Source organism: Prevotella communis (assembly GCF_022024175.1).
Taxonomy (GTDB): Bacteria; Bacteroidota; Bacteroidia; order Bacteroidales; family Bacteroidaceae; genus Prevotella; species Prevotella communis.
The window spans coordinates 757,981-779,737 of record NZ_CP091794.1 but is presented as its reverse complement, the minus strand read 5'-3'; the positions used below and the strand labels follow the sequence as shown (position 1 = coordinate 779,737).

Genomic DNA, 21,757 nt, shown 5'->3' with positions numbered 1-21,757 from the left:
GCCATAGGTTTCAAGTGCCATCAAGGCACAATAACCAGTTTGCAAAATAACAAAAAATAATTGAAACTTACAACAATTTAACTTTCAAATTTGCGAATTAAGCATTTTTCAAAGTTTTAGACGCAAAAAACAGAGCCAAGGAGGAACTATTCCTAAAGGAATAATAAAAAGAAAAACGGGAATGCCCGTCAAAGCATTCCCGTGAGAATTATGTTAGGGGAAGTTTTTTACTTCACCAGCATACCATTGATAGCATACTTGCCATTGATGATGATGCGACCGTTCTTCAGCACCTTAGTAGGAGCCTTCACCTTAGCAGCGGCGTTTACCTCTGAGATACCAGTAGCCTCACCAGCCTGGACACGCTGAATCTTCAGGTTGTCGAACCAGCAACGACGGGTAGCGAACTTGTTGTCATAGTTGCATGACAGCACAAACTTAGCAGGAATACCTGTGAATGCTACAGGTGCAGAAGTTGTAGAACCGTTAGGACTGCTGATGTTGCAGTACATGGTCTGTGTGCCATAGTCCATGATAACCTCGAAGTTGGTCTTCTCAATAACTGTAGTTGTAGGCTCCTCAGCATCAGCAGGAGATGCATCGTTGTAAGAACCACCAGACTTAGCCCATACTTTGCTCATATCAGCACCAAAGGTATTCTCAGTGTCTGAGGGTTGGTAATAATTACGATAGAGAGCAGCCAACGTTGAGTCAGCCTCATTCTTCAAGAAGAAACCTACAGATCTGCCGCTAAGACCCTGAATATAGAAGTCACAAGAAACCTTCAGGATGCTTGTACCCATATCCTCCTTACCCTCAGCAACAGGGTTGAAGGCTACAGTACCATCACCATTACCAATGCGGAGATAGCCCTTCCACTTTTGCTCACCGTTATCCCAGTGACCCTGCTGGTAAGGAGCGTCCTCACCTTCGGGAGCAACAGTTGAGAAGTGAGTGAATTCCATTGCGCCAGCAGCACCAGAAATGCTATAGTTCTGAGTCTCCTCATTCAGAACAGCAGCCTGCTCGAAGTCTATGTCAACAACAGTAGCGATAGCACTTGCAGGAATAGTGGTCTTGAAGAGTTCAACGGCAGCAGCCAGCTCCTCATTAGCAGCCTTGATAGCAGCAGCATTCTCCTCGCTGTACTGAGCAGCCTTCATCTGAGTCTGCAAAGCCTTCACATTGTCAATAGCAGTTCTCAAAGCATCCTTACCGGTAGCTACGTCATAGAGACGCAGAGCGAGCACAGCCTCAGCAGCATCGATTGATGTCTGCAAAGAGTTCAGAGTATCGTTGATAGCCAAGAACTTCTTGTTTGCTGCAAGAATTCCTTTCACAGCCTCGTCGTAAACGCGGAAAACCAACAGGCCTTCCTCGGCAGTCTTCGTACGATTTTCTTTTACATATGTATCTGCGTCATATGTCGCAATAATATCATCCTGGCTCATTGCCTCAAAAGCAGCAATCTTTGGCTCTGTTACAGTTACACTATCCTGAAGGTCAGCCTTACCCCAGAAATAATCAGCATTTGCCAAATATTCAGCAGCTTTTGTCAGAGCATCACGACCAGTAGTAATCTGCTCACGTACATCAGCCTCATAACCTAACTGTGCCTGATTGTAGATATTCTCGTTTTTACCCCAAATAGAGGCATCCTTTACATATACCACAGAACCGTTTGTCAGATTCTTGTGAGTCTCCTTACAATAAGCCTTGAAACCAAATTCGTATGTAGCATCCTCAGTAATCTTTGCTGTCACGAAGAACGGTGTATACTCAATAGGCTGCAAGTCTTTCACCACAGACGCAATTGTATCTACTTCTTCACCATTAACCTTTACGATATAAGCCACACCGTATGCAGTTTTTGTACCCTCATCAAGTGTCCAGCACTGCTTCTTTGGCTCACGAGTAGCAGCATTGCCTTCAATAGCAAATACATAAGAACCAGCAGACAGAGACTTTTGCAGAGAAACACCCATAGGATTATCGGGGCTACCGCCACACCACTTACTGCTCTGCTGGTAGTGACCCATATCAGGATAAGCACCATTGCTCCAGAAGCCACGGCCTCCGGGGAAGACAGTCCAATCACCAATATTATTCTGTTTCTGCAGGTTACCAGAAGATTCCTTGATACCAAAATAGTTGGCGGTATTACCTGCCAGATAGTCATCCATATTGGCCTTGACAAAATCAGAAACGATTTCCTGAGAGGTGCTCAGCAACTCATCGAGCTCAGCCTGACCAGTCTCATCACCTACAGCCTGAAGATTTGCGATAGCCTCATCATAACCCAGATCGGCAAGGAGAGCTGAATCCCAGTTGTAGCAATTCTTATAAGCATTCAGTTTTTCGAGCATAGCATCACGCTTACGCAGGTCAGCAAACTGCATAGCAGGAGCAATCTGAACGTCGGCAATCTCAATATTGGTAGCCATGCCAGTGAATGAAATAAAATAGGTACGAGGAGTACCATCACCCACGATAGCATAGTTGAAAGTCTGCCAATCCTCAGTCAATTCCTCTGCAGTATTGGCTACAAGTACATCATTGGTACCACCAAAGGTATTGTCACTGTTTCCCTCTACCTTAACCAAGTTTGTAGAAACCTCGGTAGTAATTTTACGAATAGAAACGGCTACAGCTCCCTTCATCTTATAGCTAACAACATAAGTTGCACCAGCGTCAGAAGGTTCAAACTTGAAGTACATACCTTCACCTGCAGTTGCATCGAGACTTGCCACAGAATTAATACCCTCTGCATAGCCATTGGCATTAATATTGAAGTTGTCGGTCAAAGTCTTCTCATTAGAAGCTGAAACTACAGTCCAACCGGACAAATCCTGGAATGCGTTGTTGGCATTCACATTAGCACCCGTAATCTGGAAACGTCCTTGAGGGGTATAGACGAACTCACCCTGCTCAAGTGCGTAACCTGAAACGGCTGCACTCATTGCCATAAAGGCCAAAAGTAAACGTTTTTTCATAAGTTTTGTTTTTAGTTGATATTTAAAATATGAATAATATTCGTAGTTTTCGGCTGCAAAGATAGTGCTTTTCTTGACTTACCGCAAGAAAACCACTACCTAAAATTTGACTTTTTCCTATACTTTTTGTACTCTACTACCTAATAATGACCTTTTTACCACCACGAATGTAGATTCCTGCCTTAGTTTGCTGACCATTTATCTTGCGCCCCTGCAGGTCGTAAACATTCTTTGAATCAGCATCGATAAAAGAGGAACGAATGCCTGTACTAATTGCCGTTACGCTGATGATGCCTTCGCTGATACGACTGGTATCCCATGTATAGGTTTCTGGCAATTCGAACTTAGGCGTACCACTGAACGTGCCACTGACTGTCCATAGCTTTAATTCATCACCCACATTCAGTTCACGACTGGCAGTAAATGTCACCTTAATTGTTCCGTTTATGGTGAGGTTCTTCGTGGTAAGCGTAGAGTTTTTCGACGCATTCACCAGGAAGTTGACTACGGCACCATCGTTAACAGTAATGGTATTATTACAAGTAATAGTACCAGGTGAGGTTTCATTGACTGCCGAAGCGCAAGGAATCACTTCTCCCCCACTCTGCACACTCAGGTTGTTGAGCAGCATCTGTCCAGCAAGACGTCCACTGCCTTTCACGATGGTGTTGTTTGAACCATTCAGCAACGAGGCTGGCTTATACTTATAAGCTGCCACCGTACCATTCTCAATAGTGAGCACACCATTCATCTTACCTTCCGTCATCGTCATCTTACCCGTACCACGTTTAGTCAGAGGCGATGCGCTCACAGCTATCGTATTGCCATAGTCATCAGTACGTTCCGAGGTGATACCCACCTCAGTAGTCAGTGTAAAGTTCTCATCACAGTCCACAATCCATGTGCCCGTACCAACCAAGGCACCCGTACCACCAAACTTCTTCACGCGGATGCTCTTGCCCTGATTCTGCAGGCGAGCATTGGCATTCACATTAACCACAGCCTTTGGCATACCGTTGGTATTACCCAACAGAAACTCTGGATCATAGCTTTTCTTGTTCTGACGGTTGTTCTTACCTATATTAATAGTACCCTCGAAAGCACTCCAGTTACCATTGAAGTAGGCTCGCACGCCACCTGTATAGACATTGAACGTACCAGCACCTGTGAGTGTGCCGGTATAGGTAGAACGGAATCCGCTGTAGAAAGAACCCGTCTTACCTTGTGGTACGACAAAATTTGTGGAGTTGTTGACATTGGTACTCTCGTTGTTTGCACCCCATATTGTGCCACCCTGGAACTCTACAGTTTTTGGCAGTGTCTCAGTGTATGACGAATTGTAATTGCTGGTTACAGTTCCTGCCTTGACAACCAATTTGGCAAAGGTATTCGTCACCGTACCCAACTCCAGCGAACCAGCACCAGTCTTATTGACTATTGCACCACTGCCCTTGATGGCCTTGTTGAAGATAACACTCTTGCCATTGGGCACCTCTATCGTTGTTTCACCACTGACATTCAGCGTCTGGTCTGTGATGATTGTACCATTGGTTACCAACGTGGTACCATCATTCAGTGTGATTGGTGAAGATGCACTACCCAGTGAACCCCAATCCTGACCAGCATTATTAGCCAGCATAGCCACCGTCAGCTTACCACCATTGACAACTGTAGAGCCGATATGATTCCAGTTATTGAAAATGACATTCCCATTACCATTCTTGATGATGGATCCCATTCCTACGATACTATCACCAGAAAGCGTATAGTGCTTTGTCTCGTTGTTGAAAGTCACCGACTTAGGACTGACGGCACCACTGATAACGACATTGGTAGAAGCTGCGTTATCATCGAACACCACATCATCACCTGAAGCCATATAACTGGCCCGTCCGTCATAAAGGAAGTTCTCGCTGACAGCCTGTTGCCAGATGCTGTTATCACTGATTCCATTCCATGTTACCTGTCCAGCCTCTCGCATGCCCTCAACAACAAGCAGCAGTTTACCATCCTGATAAGCCAGAGAAGCCTTGAGACTATTGTCTACGCCCTCAATGAGCAGATCAGACACATCACCATTAACACTACCGATAGAACCCAACTCGTAAGTGCCAGCTTCCAGTGTGCCTGCATAGTTAAGCTGAATCACAGGCGTCTTATAGCGTGGACCGAACTCTTTCCAGACGTCATCCGTTTTGGCTTCGACGGTCAGCGTATTGGCATTGATTTTATCCAGCTGTCCGTTGCTACCGTCAATGACGATGCGTGAACCAAAGCCCAGTTCCAACGTAGAGGCAGTAATAGCCCCCACATTATCCTTTCCGCCAGGATAAATGGTAGCGTTATAGTCAGCCTTCAAGCCTCCCATAAACTGTCCGCCATTACTAATCAGCGTGGTATGACGATTCAGCCACACAGGACTTGACTCCATCTTACCATCAAACATTAATGTTCCCTGCCATACATTCGTCTCGCCAGTATGCTTCTCTGTGACATTAGGCAACACGAGAATGCCTTCACCTTGTTTAATAATACGCGTAGCACCACTAAAGGCACCACCAGTAAGCGTTGTGGTATAGGTCTCAACAGTCTGGGCAGGTTGCTTAGGGGTACTTGCCACAGCCTGCTGTGCGCCACTACCCTTCACCCAAGCGGGTGCATTCACCGTTAATATATAAGGTGAAGCACCATCGGCTACAGCGATAGACTTGTTCTCATAACCCGAAATCAGCAGATGATCATCCGTAGTCTGGATGGTTCCCGATACCTCCGTACGTCCTTCCATCACTACAGCAGGAGGCTCTTTGGTGATACCCTCCATCTCACCAAGGAAGAAACTGGGGTGAGGCGGCTGGTTATAGCCTACCGACTGCCACGCCATGGCATTACGATATTCATGGTCGGCCCACAAAGTGGTGATACCCCAAGGGGAAGGATAACTCGTAGTCTGAATGATCAGTTTATCGCTGGTGCGGGTAACAATCTCCTCACGCCAGTCACCAAGGATATCGCCCAAGAAACAGGGATTGTTCTTTGAAGAGTTGTTCAGGTTACCCTGTCCCATCCAACAACGGCTGTTGGCATAACTGCGGTTTGTCCCTACCTCATTCTGACCAGGTGCCTTATAGACACATGGTGATTTCTCTGTACCTGGTGAATCCATGAACTCGTCGAGCAAATCGCCATCCCAATAGACACGCATATTGACGTGATCATCAGAGAAGCCTGTGTGATTAGAAGCCTTATCAGCTACGAGACTGATGCCAGCCCCACCAGAGACACCTATAGCACCAGGAATATTATGATAGAAATTGCCTGCCATACAACGACCATTGTCACTGCCGCCACCTGTGGTATAGCGCAAGGTTGACGTAGTGGCATCGGTATAGGCAATGCCTGGCACCGTAGAACCCTCCAAACAGACAAACTGTTCCAATCCCCAACGATAGGGATCCAAATCACCGCAATGCTGAGCATCACCATGACCAAAGCCCGTGGTAGAGAGTCCATAGCCCGTATCGTCGATCATCATGGAGCCGAATACTATCTCATCGCGTCCATCCATATCCACATCAGCAATGGCGAAGTTATGGAAACCATTACCAAACCAAGGAGAATTGCCGTCGTAGCAATTCCAGCGCCAACGCTGCGTCAACTCGTGGGTCTCCTTGTTCACATCAAGGGCACAGAACTTATGGCGCGTATAACAGCCACGTCCCAAGAAGATACTGGCATTACGACCATCCAGATAAGGTGCACCAAAGTAATGCTTGGTTGCACGGTGGCCTGTATCGTTAGCACCCCAAACCGCAGCATAGTCGCTCTCGCCACTCTCAAAACGAGGTAGTGGATAGGCCTCAGGCGTCCAGTTGGCATTACCATCCCAAGCATAGGGCACACCCGTAGCACCATCCATATATAATAGGTATTCTGCACCAGCCTTGGTATATTCATCACGTGGCGCATAATAGTTCATGTTGCCAATCTGGATATCACCCTTCGTAGCCGTATGGATAATCATATTATCGGCACCACGCATCAGGGCCTCGGCCTTGCCGTCCTGATCCCAGTCATAGAGAATCAGGTCAAACTGCTCATCAGGTCCTGCCATCAGGTTGGGTCCCATATCTATGGACCAGAGCAACGTGCCGTCCATCTTATAGCACTCATGACGGTTGAAGTCGGTCTTGTTGGTTGACTCACGCAGATTACCAGAGTCGTTACGACGCTTCACCACGAACTCCATCTGTCCGTCGCCATCGACATCGGCCACCGAACAGTCGTTCAGCGTATAGCCAGAAGTCACATCATCGCCATTACGATTAGTCACCGCCGCCACAGGAATTTCCCAATACTGGTGATCCCAAGGCGTGCATGAAGCAGCCAGGTCAGTACGTTCCGTTCCCCTAATCACAGGCACCACCTTATAGACGGATGTCTTCGTACCACTATTGTCCTGATAGTTTGATACCGTCAGGTTGCTGGCAATCTTCTCTGTGCCACGATACAGATTATATTTCGTGTCGTAGTATTCAGTAGGCAGGATACGCCAACTGACGAAAATACCAGTTCCAGACACGCCATAGCGATCATCCTGGCCTGTCTTGTCACCCTGAGGAATAGCCACAAGGCCACGTGACAGATTATCGGCAATGCGCTGTGCATGAGCATTCACAGCTACCACAGCCATAAAAAGTCCCAATAACACCTTCTTCATATCTTTCTATTTTTGATTTGTTTGTTTTCTCAGTTTACTTTCTTATCACCTGTTCAACGCCCTCTTCCGTCGGCGCATCCAGATGTCGTATCACGTCATTCTTCACGTCATCAAGCAGCACGGCAGGCCGATAGTCAGGACGTTCATAGCGGAAAGTCACATCATTCATATACAACCCATCTACATGACGGGCATAGAGTCCATAGGCAGGCGTCCATCCAGCGAATTTCGGCTCAGGATAGTTCGTGCCTTGTTCACGATAGTTCTTATCTGCCAAGTCCTTTGTACCACCGCCTTTAAAGTAAAGACGGATGTTTGACAACCACACATTCTTCACAGGTACGCCAGGCATACCTGTAACGATGATGCTGCAAAGCGAGTCGCAGTCATCGGCTATGACATTGGATATCTGGATATCGCGAGCCGTAGAAGGTGTCGTCACCTCCTTGGGACCACGATTACGACAGCCCGTAGTAATATAAATAGGATAATGATGTACGTGACTCATCGTGATGTTCGACACCACGATATTCTCCATCCTGCCCTGATCCACCTCCTCGAAAGCCAGTCCGCTACTATACATAAAGGTGCAGTTGGTAAGTGAGATATTGCGATAGCCGCCATTGCTCTCCGTGCCCAACTTAAAGCGTCCGCACACCCAGTTGACAGGTTCAGGGATATAGGTGCCGTCAAGCAACGTGCCACATTTATAGCCTGTGATATTACAGTTGCTGATAGCGATATGCTCACAGAGCACAGGTTTCTTCAGGGCATACGAGGACTTGAGCACCAGTGCATCGTCACGCGGTGTGTTGATGCGGCAGTTAGTAATGGTCATATATTTACAACAGTCGATATCGAAGCCGTCGCGATTCGTGTCGATAGTTACATTATCAATGGTTGAGAGGTCGCATCCTGTCATGATAATGCCAAAGTGACCTCCACGATAGATGGTGATGTCGCGAATTGTCACCTGGCGACATAGTTTCAGAGCGATAGCTTTGTCGCCTGTGCCGATAGAGCCACCCTGGATATTACCGCTATTCTCTGTATCCTTGTGCGTGAGTCCCTTACCGTCAATCATGCCGTGACCAGTGATGCTGACGTTTTTCTCGCCTTCAGCCCAGATCAGCGAATTATGGAAATAGGTATGTCCGCCATCCTGATACTCTGGGAAATCGAACGGCTCTGATGCGTCGTAGGCATTCATCTTTGCAGGTGCTGCCAAGATGGTGCAGCCAGCCGAAAGATGCAGGTCGATATTGGACTTCAGATGAATACTACCACAAAGATATGTGCCCGCAGGCAGTAACACCTGCCCTCCTCCATCGCGAACAGCAGCCTCGATGGCTGCATTAATCGCAGGTGAATCCAGTGTCTGTCCGTCACCTTTAGCACCAAAATCACGCACGTTGTAAACGCCTGTGGCAGAAACTGCGCCACAGCACAAAAGAAAGAATAGTTGTATCAGTAGTTGTTTCATAGACGTAGTTGTTGGGTGCAAAGATAGTGCATTTATTGACTTAAAGCAAGAAAAGCGCTACCTAAAATTTGCCTTTTACCTATACTTTTTGAACTAACACGTTAAGAGAAAGGTTTTATCTGCAACATTATTCTTATTTCCACGACGTGGGATAAGAAAACCCTCGCTCCGGAATCAGAAGCGAGGGCTGTAAGAGTTCTAAGGTCTATTTGCTCGACAATCAGGCGTAGTCTGGGACTATCAGAATACGCAAGGCAGGGCAAGCAACTGGTAATAGAGGGTACGGGCCAAGCGCTCGTGCCCTTTATCATTGGGATGCAGGCGATCAGTGTCTGCATTGTTGAAATAGGAAGCGTACTGGTCCATCAAGGGGAAGAGTCCACCCAGGGCATTCCAGTCAATAACGGGGACTGCCCAGATATTGCCTGCCTGCTTCACAGCCTCAACATAGACATCCAGATACTCGCCACACTGGTTGGTATACGACTCGTCGCACTGCCAGTTTTTCTCGTTGGCATGGAAGTCGGCACGATGGATAGGCGTCAAGAGCACTATCTGCTTCGTGGGGAAGGTACGCTTCAGGGAGTCCATAGCGATATTGATACGTCCGCAATAGGTATTGGGATCCATTGACGGGGTGCGCTGACGGCGTGTCACCATCTTCTTAGGCTGTCCGTGTCCGTACTCTACCTGTGCCTCGTGCTCGTCCCACCACTTACCAACTGGCACACCATTATTATAGTCGTTGGTACCCATGAAGACAATGATGGCATCCACATCCTGCCCATGTTCACGGAGCAGCTTATCCGTCTGACGGGGGATATCGTTCCACTGGCGTCCACTCACGCCATAGACGTAGGCCTCGATACCGAGCCAGTCAGAGAGCAAGCCCCAGAATTTCTTCTTCGACGCCTTATTATTGGGGTCGGTAATAGAATCACCAAAATAAGCCACACGCTTACCCTGCCAAGGGTGCTGCACGATGGTACTGGGCTGGGCAAAGCCTAATGACAGTTGACAAATGACAAATAAAGAACTAATCAGTAAACGTTTCATATCTTATTCATTATTTATTTACAGGAATTACATAAAACTGTCGATTGGGACAGAAGTCTATCATCCACTGGTCAACGATGATGTGCTCATCGAGGGCTTTTATCTTCAACGTATGCGGACCCTTGGTCAGATGAACAGGTGTCTTATTCAACGACTGTCCCCGCAAGACACTCTGTTTCCAGCGCTCCGAGCGATAAGGCGTCTTCAGCGAGATGACGACAGGCTCCTGGTCATCAATCGTCACCTGATAACGCAGGTCGCCACGATTGCTGGGCTGGGTAGGTATCATCGCGGTATAGAGAACGGCCTCGCCCTCGGATGGGCTATCGAAATCGTACATAAGTGCAGCATCTTTTGGTAGAGCTACGGCATTCATCGAGTGTCCCAGCATGGAGACTACAGACACGCCATTTGAGGCTGTCTGGTAGTCGCAGGCATTGCGGGCTATCAGGCGTCCTATGGAAGGATGCTGCGGGAACTTGGTATGAACTTTTCCAAAAACGGGCAGGTCGCGAGGGGCTGCCGACATCAGGCCACGCCACTTCCCACCATTCATCGCATTATAGCGCTCTGTCAACTGTTGTATTTCCTCGTAAGCTTGCAAACTGGCGGGCTCATCAGCCAACATCTTCCGGGTCATTGCCGCAGCAGCATGAACGGGATAGAGCACATGGGCGAAGTAGGCATCCTGACGTCCCACATCCACCAACGGGCGCCAGGTATCAACGATAGCCTCAATACGGGCAAAGGCTTCCATGCGCTCATAGCCTTCCTGCAAGGAAAACTCCGTATAACCAGGTACCGACTTTCCTCCTGGATACTTCTTCTTATCGAGTTCCACCTGGGTCCAGCCCATAAACTCAGGTTTACGGATAGCATTGAGATGATAGTATTCCTTCATGGCAGGAAAGACAGCATTACCAATCTGTGCTCCAAACTGCGTACAAAGCCAACGCTGCAAATGCTGCTCGAGTGGAGCGCTATTAATATCCCATGCCAAATCCAGAAACAGCTCCAAATCATACGCCGCCACCTTCGGGTCGTGCACATTGGCAATCCAAAGCTTGCGGCAGTTATGGTCATAGGCCGTACGCATCTCGTGATAGATAAGTCCGGGCTGGGTGGTAGTCAGCCACAAGTAATCATGGGGACGTCCCCAATAAGAGAGATGATAATAGACGCCTCCCCCACCCCTGCGCTTCTGCTGCTCTGCATCGGGCAGGCGTGTCAAGTAACCATAGTTATCGTCGCACCACATCAGCGTGACATCATCGGGCACACGCAGTCCGCTCTCCATAATCTCGAGCACCTCCTTATAAGGAATAAAGACCTGAGGCACCTGCTCCACATTCTTACTGTAGTATTGCCGGATAAGTTGGCGCTGATCGTCTATCACCTGTTGAAGTGCTGCAAGCTGTTCCTGTTTGGTCTTCACACCTTCCATCGCCCCATCGTGGATGCCACGCATGCCAATGGTGAAGAGTTTCTCTGAACCTTTCACCTCCTTCAGGCGTTCTATCCAATACCGTTGTACCTGCTGGCGATTGGTGATATAGTTATACGGTCCACGGGTATCACGGTTCCACTCTGCCACATTGTTTCTGAGCAAAGGTTCGCAATGGGAAGAACCTACAACAATACCAAACGAGTCTGCCATCTCACGATTACCAGGTACGGTAAAGAAGCCTGGCGTACCCTCGTGCATAGCAGGCCAAAGGGTATTGGCACGCAGACGCAACATCAGTTCAAAGAGCCGACGATAGGTCTGCGGTCCCATCTTATCCTTGGACCACTGACGCAGGCTCCAGTCCTCATCATTAATGAAGATGCCTCGATAAGCCACAGAAGGTGTATGCTCTATACAGAAGGTGTCGGCCACAGAGATTGGAGTAGATCGGGAATAGGGACGCACATCACCCCACCACACCCAAGGAGAGACACCAGCCATACGCGATAGCTCCAACAGCCCATAGGCCGTGCCACGGGCATTATGTCCCTCGACAACGAGTTGACCTTTCTGCACACTCAGGCGGAAGCCATCATCACTGCCCTTGCCCTGAATGATACGGATGGCGGCCTCACGAGACGCAACAGGTTTCATGCCTGTCACCAGTTGCATATCATCACAAAACATCCGTAGGGCTTGCTTCACAACAGGGTCCACCCTGCCTGCCAGTTGGTAACTGACAGGATTCTGTCCGTCGAACCACACCACATTGGAGGCCATCGAAGAAAGGCATACACCAAGAAAAAGGAGTATCAGTAGTCTGTGTCTCATCTTACTATTGAAGTATTGTTCCTGTCAGTGAATAACGGTGACCTGCCTGCTCTATCACAAGACGCCCGTTGACGATATGCTTAAAGGGGGTGCTGCTGCCAGCCACAGACTCACGGATGGCTTCCACGCCAGAGGTAACAAGACTGCCAGCCTCCAGTTTGATGCAGTCATAGAGGATACCATTCTTGCCACCAGTATTGCTGGTCTGGAAGGTGATGAGGTTAGTACCAACCTTCAGATCGGTGCAGGGGAAGTCAACGGTATAGAGATAATGGCGGCCGCTGTTCACGGCACTGCGATAGACTGAGGCATCCTTATAGCCAGGCTTCCAAGTGGCCTTCACCGTGCCATTGAGTTTCACGGCAACGGTAGCTTTCTCGCTGGCACATCCTGCGATAGAAGCCGTGAGGTAAGCACGCCCGGAGGGACGCTCTTCCACATTGAACTTCACCGTCCATGTGCCGTCTTTGGTCTGGGCATAATACCAATCGGTATTCTCCTTGCTCTCGCCTATGGTATAGGTCAGCGTCTGAGGCACCTGTTCCCAAAGGCCATACTGACGAGGAGCATCACTGAGACAGAACTCACTGCTACGACGGTCGTTCTGACCAATCATCCACAGCATCTCACTATATTTCTTGGGTGTCCACGAGATAGTGCCCAGGTCATTGTCGCCTGCGCTGACGGTGATATCATCCTGCTCCAGCATATCGGTCACCTCGCCAGCCTTTGCATAGGCAAAGAGGTTATAGTCACCAGGACGTACATGCTTCAGTTCAAAGTCGCCATGCTCGTCGGTCAGTGTCCAGAACTGATAGCCGTGCATCATTGTCAGGGGATCTTTTCCCTTCTCCTGAGCCAGGATAATACGCACGCTGTCGTTGCGCTGGCCCGTGGTAACATTCAGATGACCACGCACCGTGCCGCGCTCACGGGGATAGAGGTCGTTCTCAAACCACTGGTAGGGCCAGGTCTCAACCTCCTTTGCCCACTGGTTGCGGGCACTGGTCACAGGATTCTTACTGTAGGTCGTGCAGATAAGGAACGGGCCATAGAGTTTCTGCTCGCCCTCGTTCAGCACCATTGCCTGTCCACCGAAGTGCTCACCCTGCAACATCTGGATGGTGATGGGTGACTTACTGGTGGCATGGACGGTGAGTTCCTGACGCTCGCATCCGCCATTAATCCATTCGTAGCTCACGGGGATATTATAGAGGCCATAGTAGGTATTGTCACGCAGGCCGTGCAGGGTATCGCGCTCAATATAGTTAGCCCAGTTATATTTTGTATAGACACTACCATCGCTCAGATAATAGGTAGCATCCTGAATCGTATTCTCTTCCTTTTCGGCTGTAGCCATCTCGCTATTCGAGGGGATACGTCCGTTCATGCGCCAGTCCACGTAGCCATTGAGCATATTGTCGCTCAGGCGGGCACAGACACGTGCCTCCTTGATTGGCTCGTTAGCAGAAGTTGCAGTACCCGTAGCAATGACATACGAATAAAGGCCGGGCACACCTTTACGCATGATAAATCCCTGTTCAAAAATGGTGTTGCCGGAGGTAGCGCTATAGAGCACCTCACAATGTTCAGCAGTATTCTTGATAACAGTCACCTTCGAGGGACTGAGACCTTTGTTGCCTTCGGATGTGGTATAGTCGAAATAGATGCCATTGCTCGACAGGAACTCCGTTCCCTTGCGCTGCAGGGAACTGACACGTCCGTTGCTGTTAATGGTAATACTCCAAGTGCCGTCAGACATCTTGGTTGTCATGCCGCTGACTGTCATCGTCACATCACCATCGGCTGCCATAGCACCCAACGAAAAAAGAAAAACAGATAATGATAGTAGTAGTTTGGTCATAAGTTTTAATAAAAAGCCACGAATTTCGCGGGGTATTCTTCCAACGAAATTCGTGGCCGTATTGTTATATTTGAATTACTTTACCTGTACACCAACAGCGTTGAAGGTACCAGCTGCAGTCTGGATCAGGATGCGACCATCCTTAGCCACCTTGCGGGCCACAACCTTCTTAGCGTCCTTCACCTCGTTGATACCATCGGGATCCTCAGGAGCATCAGTAGAAGCGTAGATCATGATAACGTCGATACCCTGGTTCTCATTACCACTGGCCTTCAGAGTGATGTCTGTAGCCTCGGTAATGGTCAGGAGGTCAGACTCAATATCGTTCCAGTTATCAGCAGTAGCAACGAGGTGAATCTCATTCTCTTCACCCTCGCCCTTGGTCAGTACGCAGTCATAACCACCAGACTTGCTGGTATAGTCAGCAGTGATAGCGCGTACCTTGTAAGTACCAGGCTGCAGGGTCACGAGTTTCAAATCCTCTGTAAAATAAGCTGCCTTACCCATAGAAGAACGGATAGCGGCATTGCTACTTGTGCAGAGAGCTGCATTGGGAAGATCCTCACCCTCAGAAAGGAATACACAACCCTCGAAAGCGGTCTTCTTATAGTTGATAACGAAAGTGGTGTCACCCTTCAGGTCGAAAGAAGCCTCGAAAGGATTACCCTTTGTACCATAGGTATAAACGTTGCCCTGTTCGTCAGCGAGCCAGTAAGAATAGTAAGCCTTTACAGTAGAACTGGTGATACCCTCAGTCTCAGCAACGAGTTCCTTCAGGATTGTCGTTTTTTCATCTTCTGTGTAACCAGCCACAACCTTGTACTTGCAAGGCTTCTTCTCAACACCCTCTTCAATGGTGATAGACTTCATCAGACAGTTGTTGAAGAAGAATTTAACATCTCCATCTGTCAGCACCTCAAACTTATAGTTAGCATAAGATGAGCCCAACCAGATGGAGTCCTTAATGCCATTGGAAGATTCCAAACCGTCAGGAGCAATAGCAGCACCATCCATAGCCTGAATATTTGTTGGCTTATCGGCGCTACCCTTCGTAGCACGGTTTGCGTTAAATGTAATAACATCACCAGCCTTACAATCGGGGATAATCATATACTGGTTCTTACCATTGAAAGCAATAAGGTCTTTGTATGAGCCCTCTGTGTCACCCACATAGAATGCCTTGTTACCAAACTTGAACATCAAATCTTCAGTCATAGGCAGAGCCGTTCCGTCAGGCAACAGGATCTCCTCATAATTGCGAGCGGGCACATAGAAACGGTGAGTGGTGGCACCATTCTTCTGAATGTCCATATACTTGGTGGCATCTTCATTCTCTGCACCTGCAACATTGGCAGAACCTTCAGTAACAATCTGAGCAGCAGACTCTGCATCAATCGTAAACGTCCATGACATCTTACGCTCAGCACCACGAGTCTTGAAGTTCAGTTTATAACCACCCTCAGCAGCGAGTTCTGCACCATCAACCTTCACTGAAGTGATCTTCAGGGTATATTCTGTGCCTGGCTCCAACTCAAATTCACCAAGGTCGAATGTTACACCAGAAGCGAAAGAACCTTCAACTTCATCGAAATCAACGTCATTGAAAGCACCAGCCAGCACGAAGTTCGTAGCTGTGGGATCCTCAACACCTGTAACCTCAGGGAATGTCACAGTAATCTTACCTGTTGTGGGATTCAGCTTAGCACCATCCTTGACACTAAACTTAATGTCGCCCAGCACTACCTGAGCCATAGCGCTCATGCAGCAGAAAAATGCCATAAAGGCAAGCGTAGAAATTTTTCTCATTAGTACTTATGTTTAGTTAGATATATATCCGTAGTTTGGTAGAATCCACAGTGTGCGTACACCACAGAAGCGTTGCAAAGGTACATAAATTTCCATTAGCTTTTTATAAAACAGTTCAAATTTTAAAAGATTTAACATTCTGCAATCTCAACTTTATTATAAAAGGTGTACCTTTGCAAATATATGAGACAGGAATACTACATTAAAAACTAACGATAAATATGAAAAGAATCAAACTACAAACATTGACCCTATTGTCTTTGACGGCACTTAGCATCCAGGCACAACACACGCCTGCGAGCCAGATGGAGAAATTGGATCGCGGTCTCACGGTCATCCCATCGACTAGCACAAAACATTTTATCTCGTGGCGTATGCTGGGTACAGATAATGAGGATGATACGCGTTTCGACATCCTGCGCAACGGCACAGCTATCGCCAAGGATGTCTATGCTACTTGCTATGAGACAACGGGTGGCAACGCCAGTTCTGAATATCAGGTGGTGACGAAAGTGAACGGCGAGGCGATAGATACGTCTGGTATCGTGAAGCCATGGGCGAAGAATTACTTGCCACTGACGTTAGACCGTCCCGCCACAGGAGCCTTAGGCGGTACTTACTCGCCCAACGACTGTTCGGTGGGTGATGTCGATGGCGACGGACAATATGAGATATTCGTGAAATGGGACCCAAGTAACTCTAAAGATAACTCCCAGGGCGGCAAGACGGATAATGTCTATATCGACTGCTACAAACTTGACGGTACCAAACTGTGGCGCATTGACTTGGGGGTAAATATCCGAGCCGGTGCCCACTACACGCAGTTCCAGGTATATGACTACGACGGCGACGGCAAGGCGGAGCTGATGTGCAAGACGGCACCCGGATCAAAAGACGGTAAAGGGCTTTACGTGAATCAGGCGGCTACCGACGAGAAGATAAAGGCGGCATCAAACACAAAAGACTGGCGCAACAGCGATGGCCGCATTGACGGCGGACAGGAATATCTGACCGTGTTCAACGGCCTTACAGGAGAAGCCATCCACACCATTGCCTACTACCCTACCCGCAATGCGAAAGCCGAACTGAGCGAGGCCACGGGCTCGTTCAACTGGGATGACCGTTCGGGCAAGACTGATAAGGCCAGCTATGGCAACCGCGGCGAACGCTACCTCGCCGCCACAGCCTATCTCGACGGACCCGACAGCAATCCTTCCGGCATCTTCTGCCGTGGCTACTATACCTACGCCTATGTCTGGGCAGTGGATTTCGATGGTACTCAGCTGAAGACACGCTGGCTCCACATGAGCGACACAAAGACGCAGTACAAGGTGATGGATGCCAGTGGCACCACAAAGACGTATACTGGAAAGACGTGTTTCTCCGGACTGGGACGCTACACAATGTACGCCAACGGCAACCACAACATGTCGGTTGCTGATGTCGACGGCGACGGAAAGGATGAGATTATCTGGGGTTCGGCAGCATGTGATGACGACGGAAAGATGCTCTATGCGGTAGGCTTCGGTCACGGCGATGCTATCCATCTGGCCGACCTCGACCCGGACCGTCCAGGTTTGGAACTGTTTGATGTACATGAGGAGAAAGGTACGTATGCCTGGGATATGCACGATGCTGCTACCGGAGAGATTATATGGAAGGGCGGACAGAGCGGACAGGATAATGGACGCGGCTGCGCTGCTGACATCGTAGCAGATAAGAGAGGACAGGAATTCTGGTCGGCTTATGGCGGATTTGACAGCAGTGCACGCATCCAGAACCCATTTAATGCCATCACAGGAACACAGGTGGGCACCAGCAAGCCGTCAATGAACTTCCGTATCTACTGGGATGGCGACTTGCAGGACGAACTGCTTGACGGTACCACCATCTCGAAATATGGTGGTTCTACACTGGGCGTCGGTTCCACACCGATTGGCAATATCGGCAGTCCGTCATCATGCAACGGCACAAAGGCGACACCGTGCCTGTCGGCAGATATCTTCGGCGACTGGCGTGAGGAGGTTATCCTCTGGAGTACCACCGACAATGCCACGCTGAACATCTACAGCACTGTCACTACCAGCAACTATCGCATGCCTACCCTCATGCATGACCATACCTATCGTATGGGTATCTGCTGGCAGAATACGGCTTACAACCAGCCGCCTCACCTGGGCTACTACCTGCCTGATGCCATGCAGCCACTGTTCCTGGAGAAAGAGTTTACCGTCAACATGGGTGAGGAATTTGAATTTAACATCAAGACCCGCTACGTCAAGTCGGTGACGCTGAAGACCAGCACCCTGCCTGATGGTACCAAGAAATCATACCTTCTGCCCGATGGCATGACGCGCTCTTTTGACTCCAACAGCAAGATATACACGCTGAAGGGTGTCGCAGACCAGGCTGGCGACTATGAGATTGCCATAGGCTTAACGCAACTGGGCGGTGGCAGCGTAGCCGATACGATTACGATTCACTCGGTAAATACCACTGGTATAAAGATGGTGAACAACGAGCCTGTATCCAACGATTTGTATTACGACCTGCAGGGACGACAGCAAAAAGCCCTAAAGCCAGGCATCAACATTATCCGCCAAGGCAATAGGGCTAAAAAGATTTTCGTTAAACCGTAAACGTTTTAATTCGAACAGACTTATTTCGAATGCATCAACCGACCGTCGCTGGTAACCCCGGCGGCGGTCATTCGTATGCGGGTCTCCTTACCGTTATTATAGAATGTGGCAGTGAAACGTCCCTGTTCATCAGTCACGGCATTGGGATTCCAGTAGAGGGTGCGACGATAGTCTGCTGGCTTCTCATCAAGCGAACGGTTGCTATAGTCGGGCTGATAGAAATCCTCAGCCATATTGAAGCCCCGGAATACGATATGACGGTCACGGAACGATGGTTGCACGCCATCATTGGGAATTGTTTCCATCTCCACCGTAGCGTCAGCCAACAGGCTGCTGACTACCATTGTGGAGTCTTCTGTACGGGGTTCATAGTCAGAGAACACACGGATATTCTGCAGGCGCTTCAACTTCAGCTTCTTGTAGAGCGACTGTGAGGTGCGATTAGCACGGAAGATACCGGCCTTCTCTGCATCTGAAGCGCCATTCGTAACAGGGGAATAGTTACGATAATAAGTTGAACCGTCAATACGTCCATCAACATTGAACTTCACATAGCGGTTCATATTTCCATACAGATACTTACATACCTGGACGGGGAACTGGCGCATATCAAGCTTACCGAACGAGAGTCCTCTGTCGGTAATCTCATTATATAGGTCATAGGCATCCATCACAAAGGCAGGCTTTTTCCAGTCAATAGCCCTGCGGCCACGGCGACGACCTTTCACATTAATATTCTGCAACTGATGCACATCATTCTCCATAGAGAATTCCGACACGGTGTCAATCAGCATCTCGTCAGTATATTCAGGCTGATGTTTCTCGTAATAGGTATAGTCATGAGTGTACATGGGGAAGAACAACTCACGCTTCACATAGAAATCAGGGAAGGCATCCTCGTCCAAGACCTTCGAATCCTTCCTGGCCATCATACTCTTCTTGATAGAGTCATTCTCCTTATAGGCCTTCATATTCAGATAAGCGCTACCATAGAATGGGGGCACATCAAAAAGGAAATGACCGCCCTCTGTCTTCTGCACACCGCCAACAAAGACACCACCAACAGAAAGTTCAGCCTCTATCAGCACCTCATGCCGCAGATTGCCATGATTGACGCCCAGATGATCATTGGCATTACCAATAGAACCATATTCAAAAGTCGAGGCCGATGTCCAAGTATCTTCCATGTCAGGAATCTCATCCGTAGATGACAACAGTTCATCTTCACTATCAGTATTATCCCCAAAAGGATCAACGGGGTCTTGTTCTTCTGCAGCCTTACGTCCCAGCACACCTACGCCATCCTGCCAGTTGAGTATTTCGTCGGGTTCAACTTCATTCAAGCTTAGCATCTTATAGACATAACCTTCTATCGTCATGCCTTTTTCCGGCTGATAGCGCATCTGACGAGCCGTATCACTCAGTTCCGCCCAGTTGTACTTACGCCAGCCTTGTACCATCATCAGCAGGTCCAGATGGCGGCGGTGCAGAGCATCATCGCTCTCGAAATAATGGGCAGGGTAAGCTATAAAACCTTTCAGCTCACTGGAAAGGAGCAGGTCGGTCATGATATTGCCATCATTATAGGTTGGCTCATCCGTATTGGTATCAAAGATGGAAAGAGAGAATACCGTTGGTTCTGTCGTTGAAGCCAACTGCACAGGGATGTCAACCTTCTCGTAAGGCTGATAGGTATGGGTGGGATCGATCTCTGCTGTGACGATATTTCCATCATTCTCATGACGATTAACAAAGAACAGGCGGTCTGCCAGAATCTGACCGTTGCTGTCAAAGATGGTCAGGTCATTCACACCAGTAGACAAGGAATCGATGGGAAGAGTGATTCTGGTTGTACTAGTTAAACTAGTTGAACTAGTCGTACTAGTAAACCCTGTGATACCTGTAAAATACTTCAGCTTTCCCCTGCACAGCACAGAAAGGCCATACTCACACTCAGGAAGCAGCTGGCGCATATGAATCGTGACCTGATTATCCTCCAGTTGTATGGCAACGCCCTCCTTTTCAGCCTTTGGCAGACTGAAGCTATACTCTTTATCATGGAAAGTAAAACGGGCCTTGATACGCTTATCCGACGGTGTCACCGTAAAGGAGCCACGTCCCATATACTCCGTCTTGATTTCCATATCCGGCATACCATCGGCACTAAGTGTACCCGTGATATTGGCTGCCTCTCCATGCTGATTGACGGCTTCGAAAGCCACACGGTTTTCCACGCCCTGTATCAGATGGCCGCCCTCTGGGTAGAATGTCACAATCAGGTCTTCCTTCTTCTGCTTAGGGATACGGGTCTTCGGACGCTGGTACATACTGCGCACGTCGTAGTCGCCAGCCTCCTCCGGCTTACTGTAAATGGGGAACACACGCGAATAGAGGCCATCCCACACACGGAAATAGTCGGCAGCCATCTGCTTATTATAGAACGACCATGTCTCATCCCTGCGATAACGGTGATGACGCACGTTGAAGTTCAGCATCCAACGGGTATAGGCACGCAACTCATAATAGCCGGAATAGAGCGAGTCGCGCAACGTGAACTGTCCGCAGGTATAGCCCTGGGAGTTGATGATAATATTCTGGCGCTCCACGACTAATCCGTCTGGCGACAACAGTTCCACATACAAAATACGGCTCATATCGGTGGGCTGCAGATTATCTGCCCTCACGACATAAGCCTTATACCACAGTGTGTCACCAACGAAATAGCACTGGTTATCCGTATGAACAAATACCTTTTCCTGTACCTGTGAAGCCGACGACTGTTCCAATGCCTGACGGATATCATCAATGCCACCTGCATACGACTTAACAACCGTCAATGAGAGCAACAGAATAGAGAGTAGTAATTTAGTCATTGTGCGCATCATTTATATGTATGACGAAAAAAGGCTGGTTTCGTTTAA

Annotated in this window: 9 protein-coding genes; 1 reads left to right on the top strand and 8 read right to left on the bottom strand. The window is 48.6% G+C overall.

Going from position 1 to position 21,757, the window contains the following annotated elements; genetic code table 11:
• Positions 1 to 227 precede the first annotated feature (227 nt).
• The 7 genes from L6466_RS03010 to L6466_RS02980 form a co-directional block, all read right to left on the bottom strand.
• Positions 228 to 2,993 (bottom strand): hypothetical protein, encoded by a 2,766-nt coding sequence (locus L6466_RS03010; RefSeq protein ID WP_237802129.1) that lies wholly within the window; start codon positions 2,991 to 2,993, stop codon positions 228 to 230.
• Between the two features lie 136 nt (positions 2,994 to 3,129).
• Positions 3,130 to 7,710 carry a rhamnogalacturonan lyase family protein gene (locus L6466_RS03005; RefSeq protein ID WP_237802130.1) on the bottom strand — a complete coding sequence of 1,527 codons (4,581 nt, stop codon included), beginning with the start codon at positions 7,708 to 7,710 and terminating at the stop codon, positions 3,130 to 3,132.
• A 34-nt stretch (positions 7,711 to 7,744) separates the two neighbouring features.
• On the bottom strand, positions 7,745 to 9,193 hold the full coding sequence (locus L6466_RS03000) for a rhamnogalacturonidase (protein WP_237802131.1): 1,449 nt from the start codon (positions 9,191 to 9,193) through the stop codon (positions 7,745 to 7,747).
• Between the two features lie 240 nt (positions 9,194 to 9,433).
• Positions 9,434 to 10,249 (bottom strand): SGNH/GDSL hydrolase family protein, encoded by an 816-nt coding sequence (locus L6466_RS02995; RefSeq protein WP_237793395.1) that lies wholly within the window; start codon positions 10,247 to 10,249, stop codon positions 9,434 to 9,436.
• Between the two features lie 10 nt (positions 10,250 to 10,259).
• A complete protein-coding gene (locus L6466_RS02990; protein ID WP_237802132.1) occupies positions 10,260 to 12,527 on the bottom strand; it encodes a glycosyl hydrolase 115 family protein in 2,268 nt (755 codons plus the stop codon).
• A 4-nt stretch (positions 12,528 to 12,531) separates the two neighbouring features.
• A complete protein-coding gene (locus tag L6466_RS02985; protein ID WP_237802133.1) occupies positions 12,532 to 14,391 on the bottom strand; it encodes a polysaccharide lyase family protein in 1,860 nt (619 codons plus the stop codon).
• 75 nt (positions 14,392 to 14,466) lie between these two features.
• Positions 14,467 to 16,197 carry an Ig-like domain-containing domain gene (locus tag L6466_RS02980; protein WP_237802134.1) on the bottom strand — a complete coding sequence of 577 codons (1,731 nt, stop codon included), beginning with the start codon at positions 16,195 to 16,197 and terminating at the stop codon, positions 14,467 to 14,469.
• Positions 16,198 to 16,418: 221 nt separating this feature from the next.
• Here L6466_RS02980 and L6466_RS02975 point away from each other — a divergent pair, with 221 nt between their 5' ends.
• Positions 16,419 to 18,836 carry a rhamnogalacturonan lyase gene (locus tag L6466_RS02975; protein WP_237802135.1) on the top strand — a complete coding sequence of 806 codons (2,418 nt, stop codon included), beginning with the start codon at positions 16,419 to 16,421 and terminating at the stop codon, positions 18,834 to 18,836.
• A gap of 20 nt (positions 18,837 to 18,856) precedes the next feature.
• Here L6466_RS02975 and L6466_RS02970 read toward each other — a convergent pair whose 3' ends face one another.
• On the bottom strand, positions 18,857 to 21,709 hold the full coding sequence (locus L6466_RS02970) for a hypothetical protein (protein ID WP_237802136.1): 2,853 nt from the start codon (positions 21,707 to 21,709) through the stop codon (positions 18,857 to 18,859).
• Positions 21,710 to 21,757: the final 48 nt, after the last annotated feature.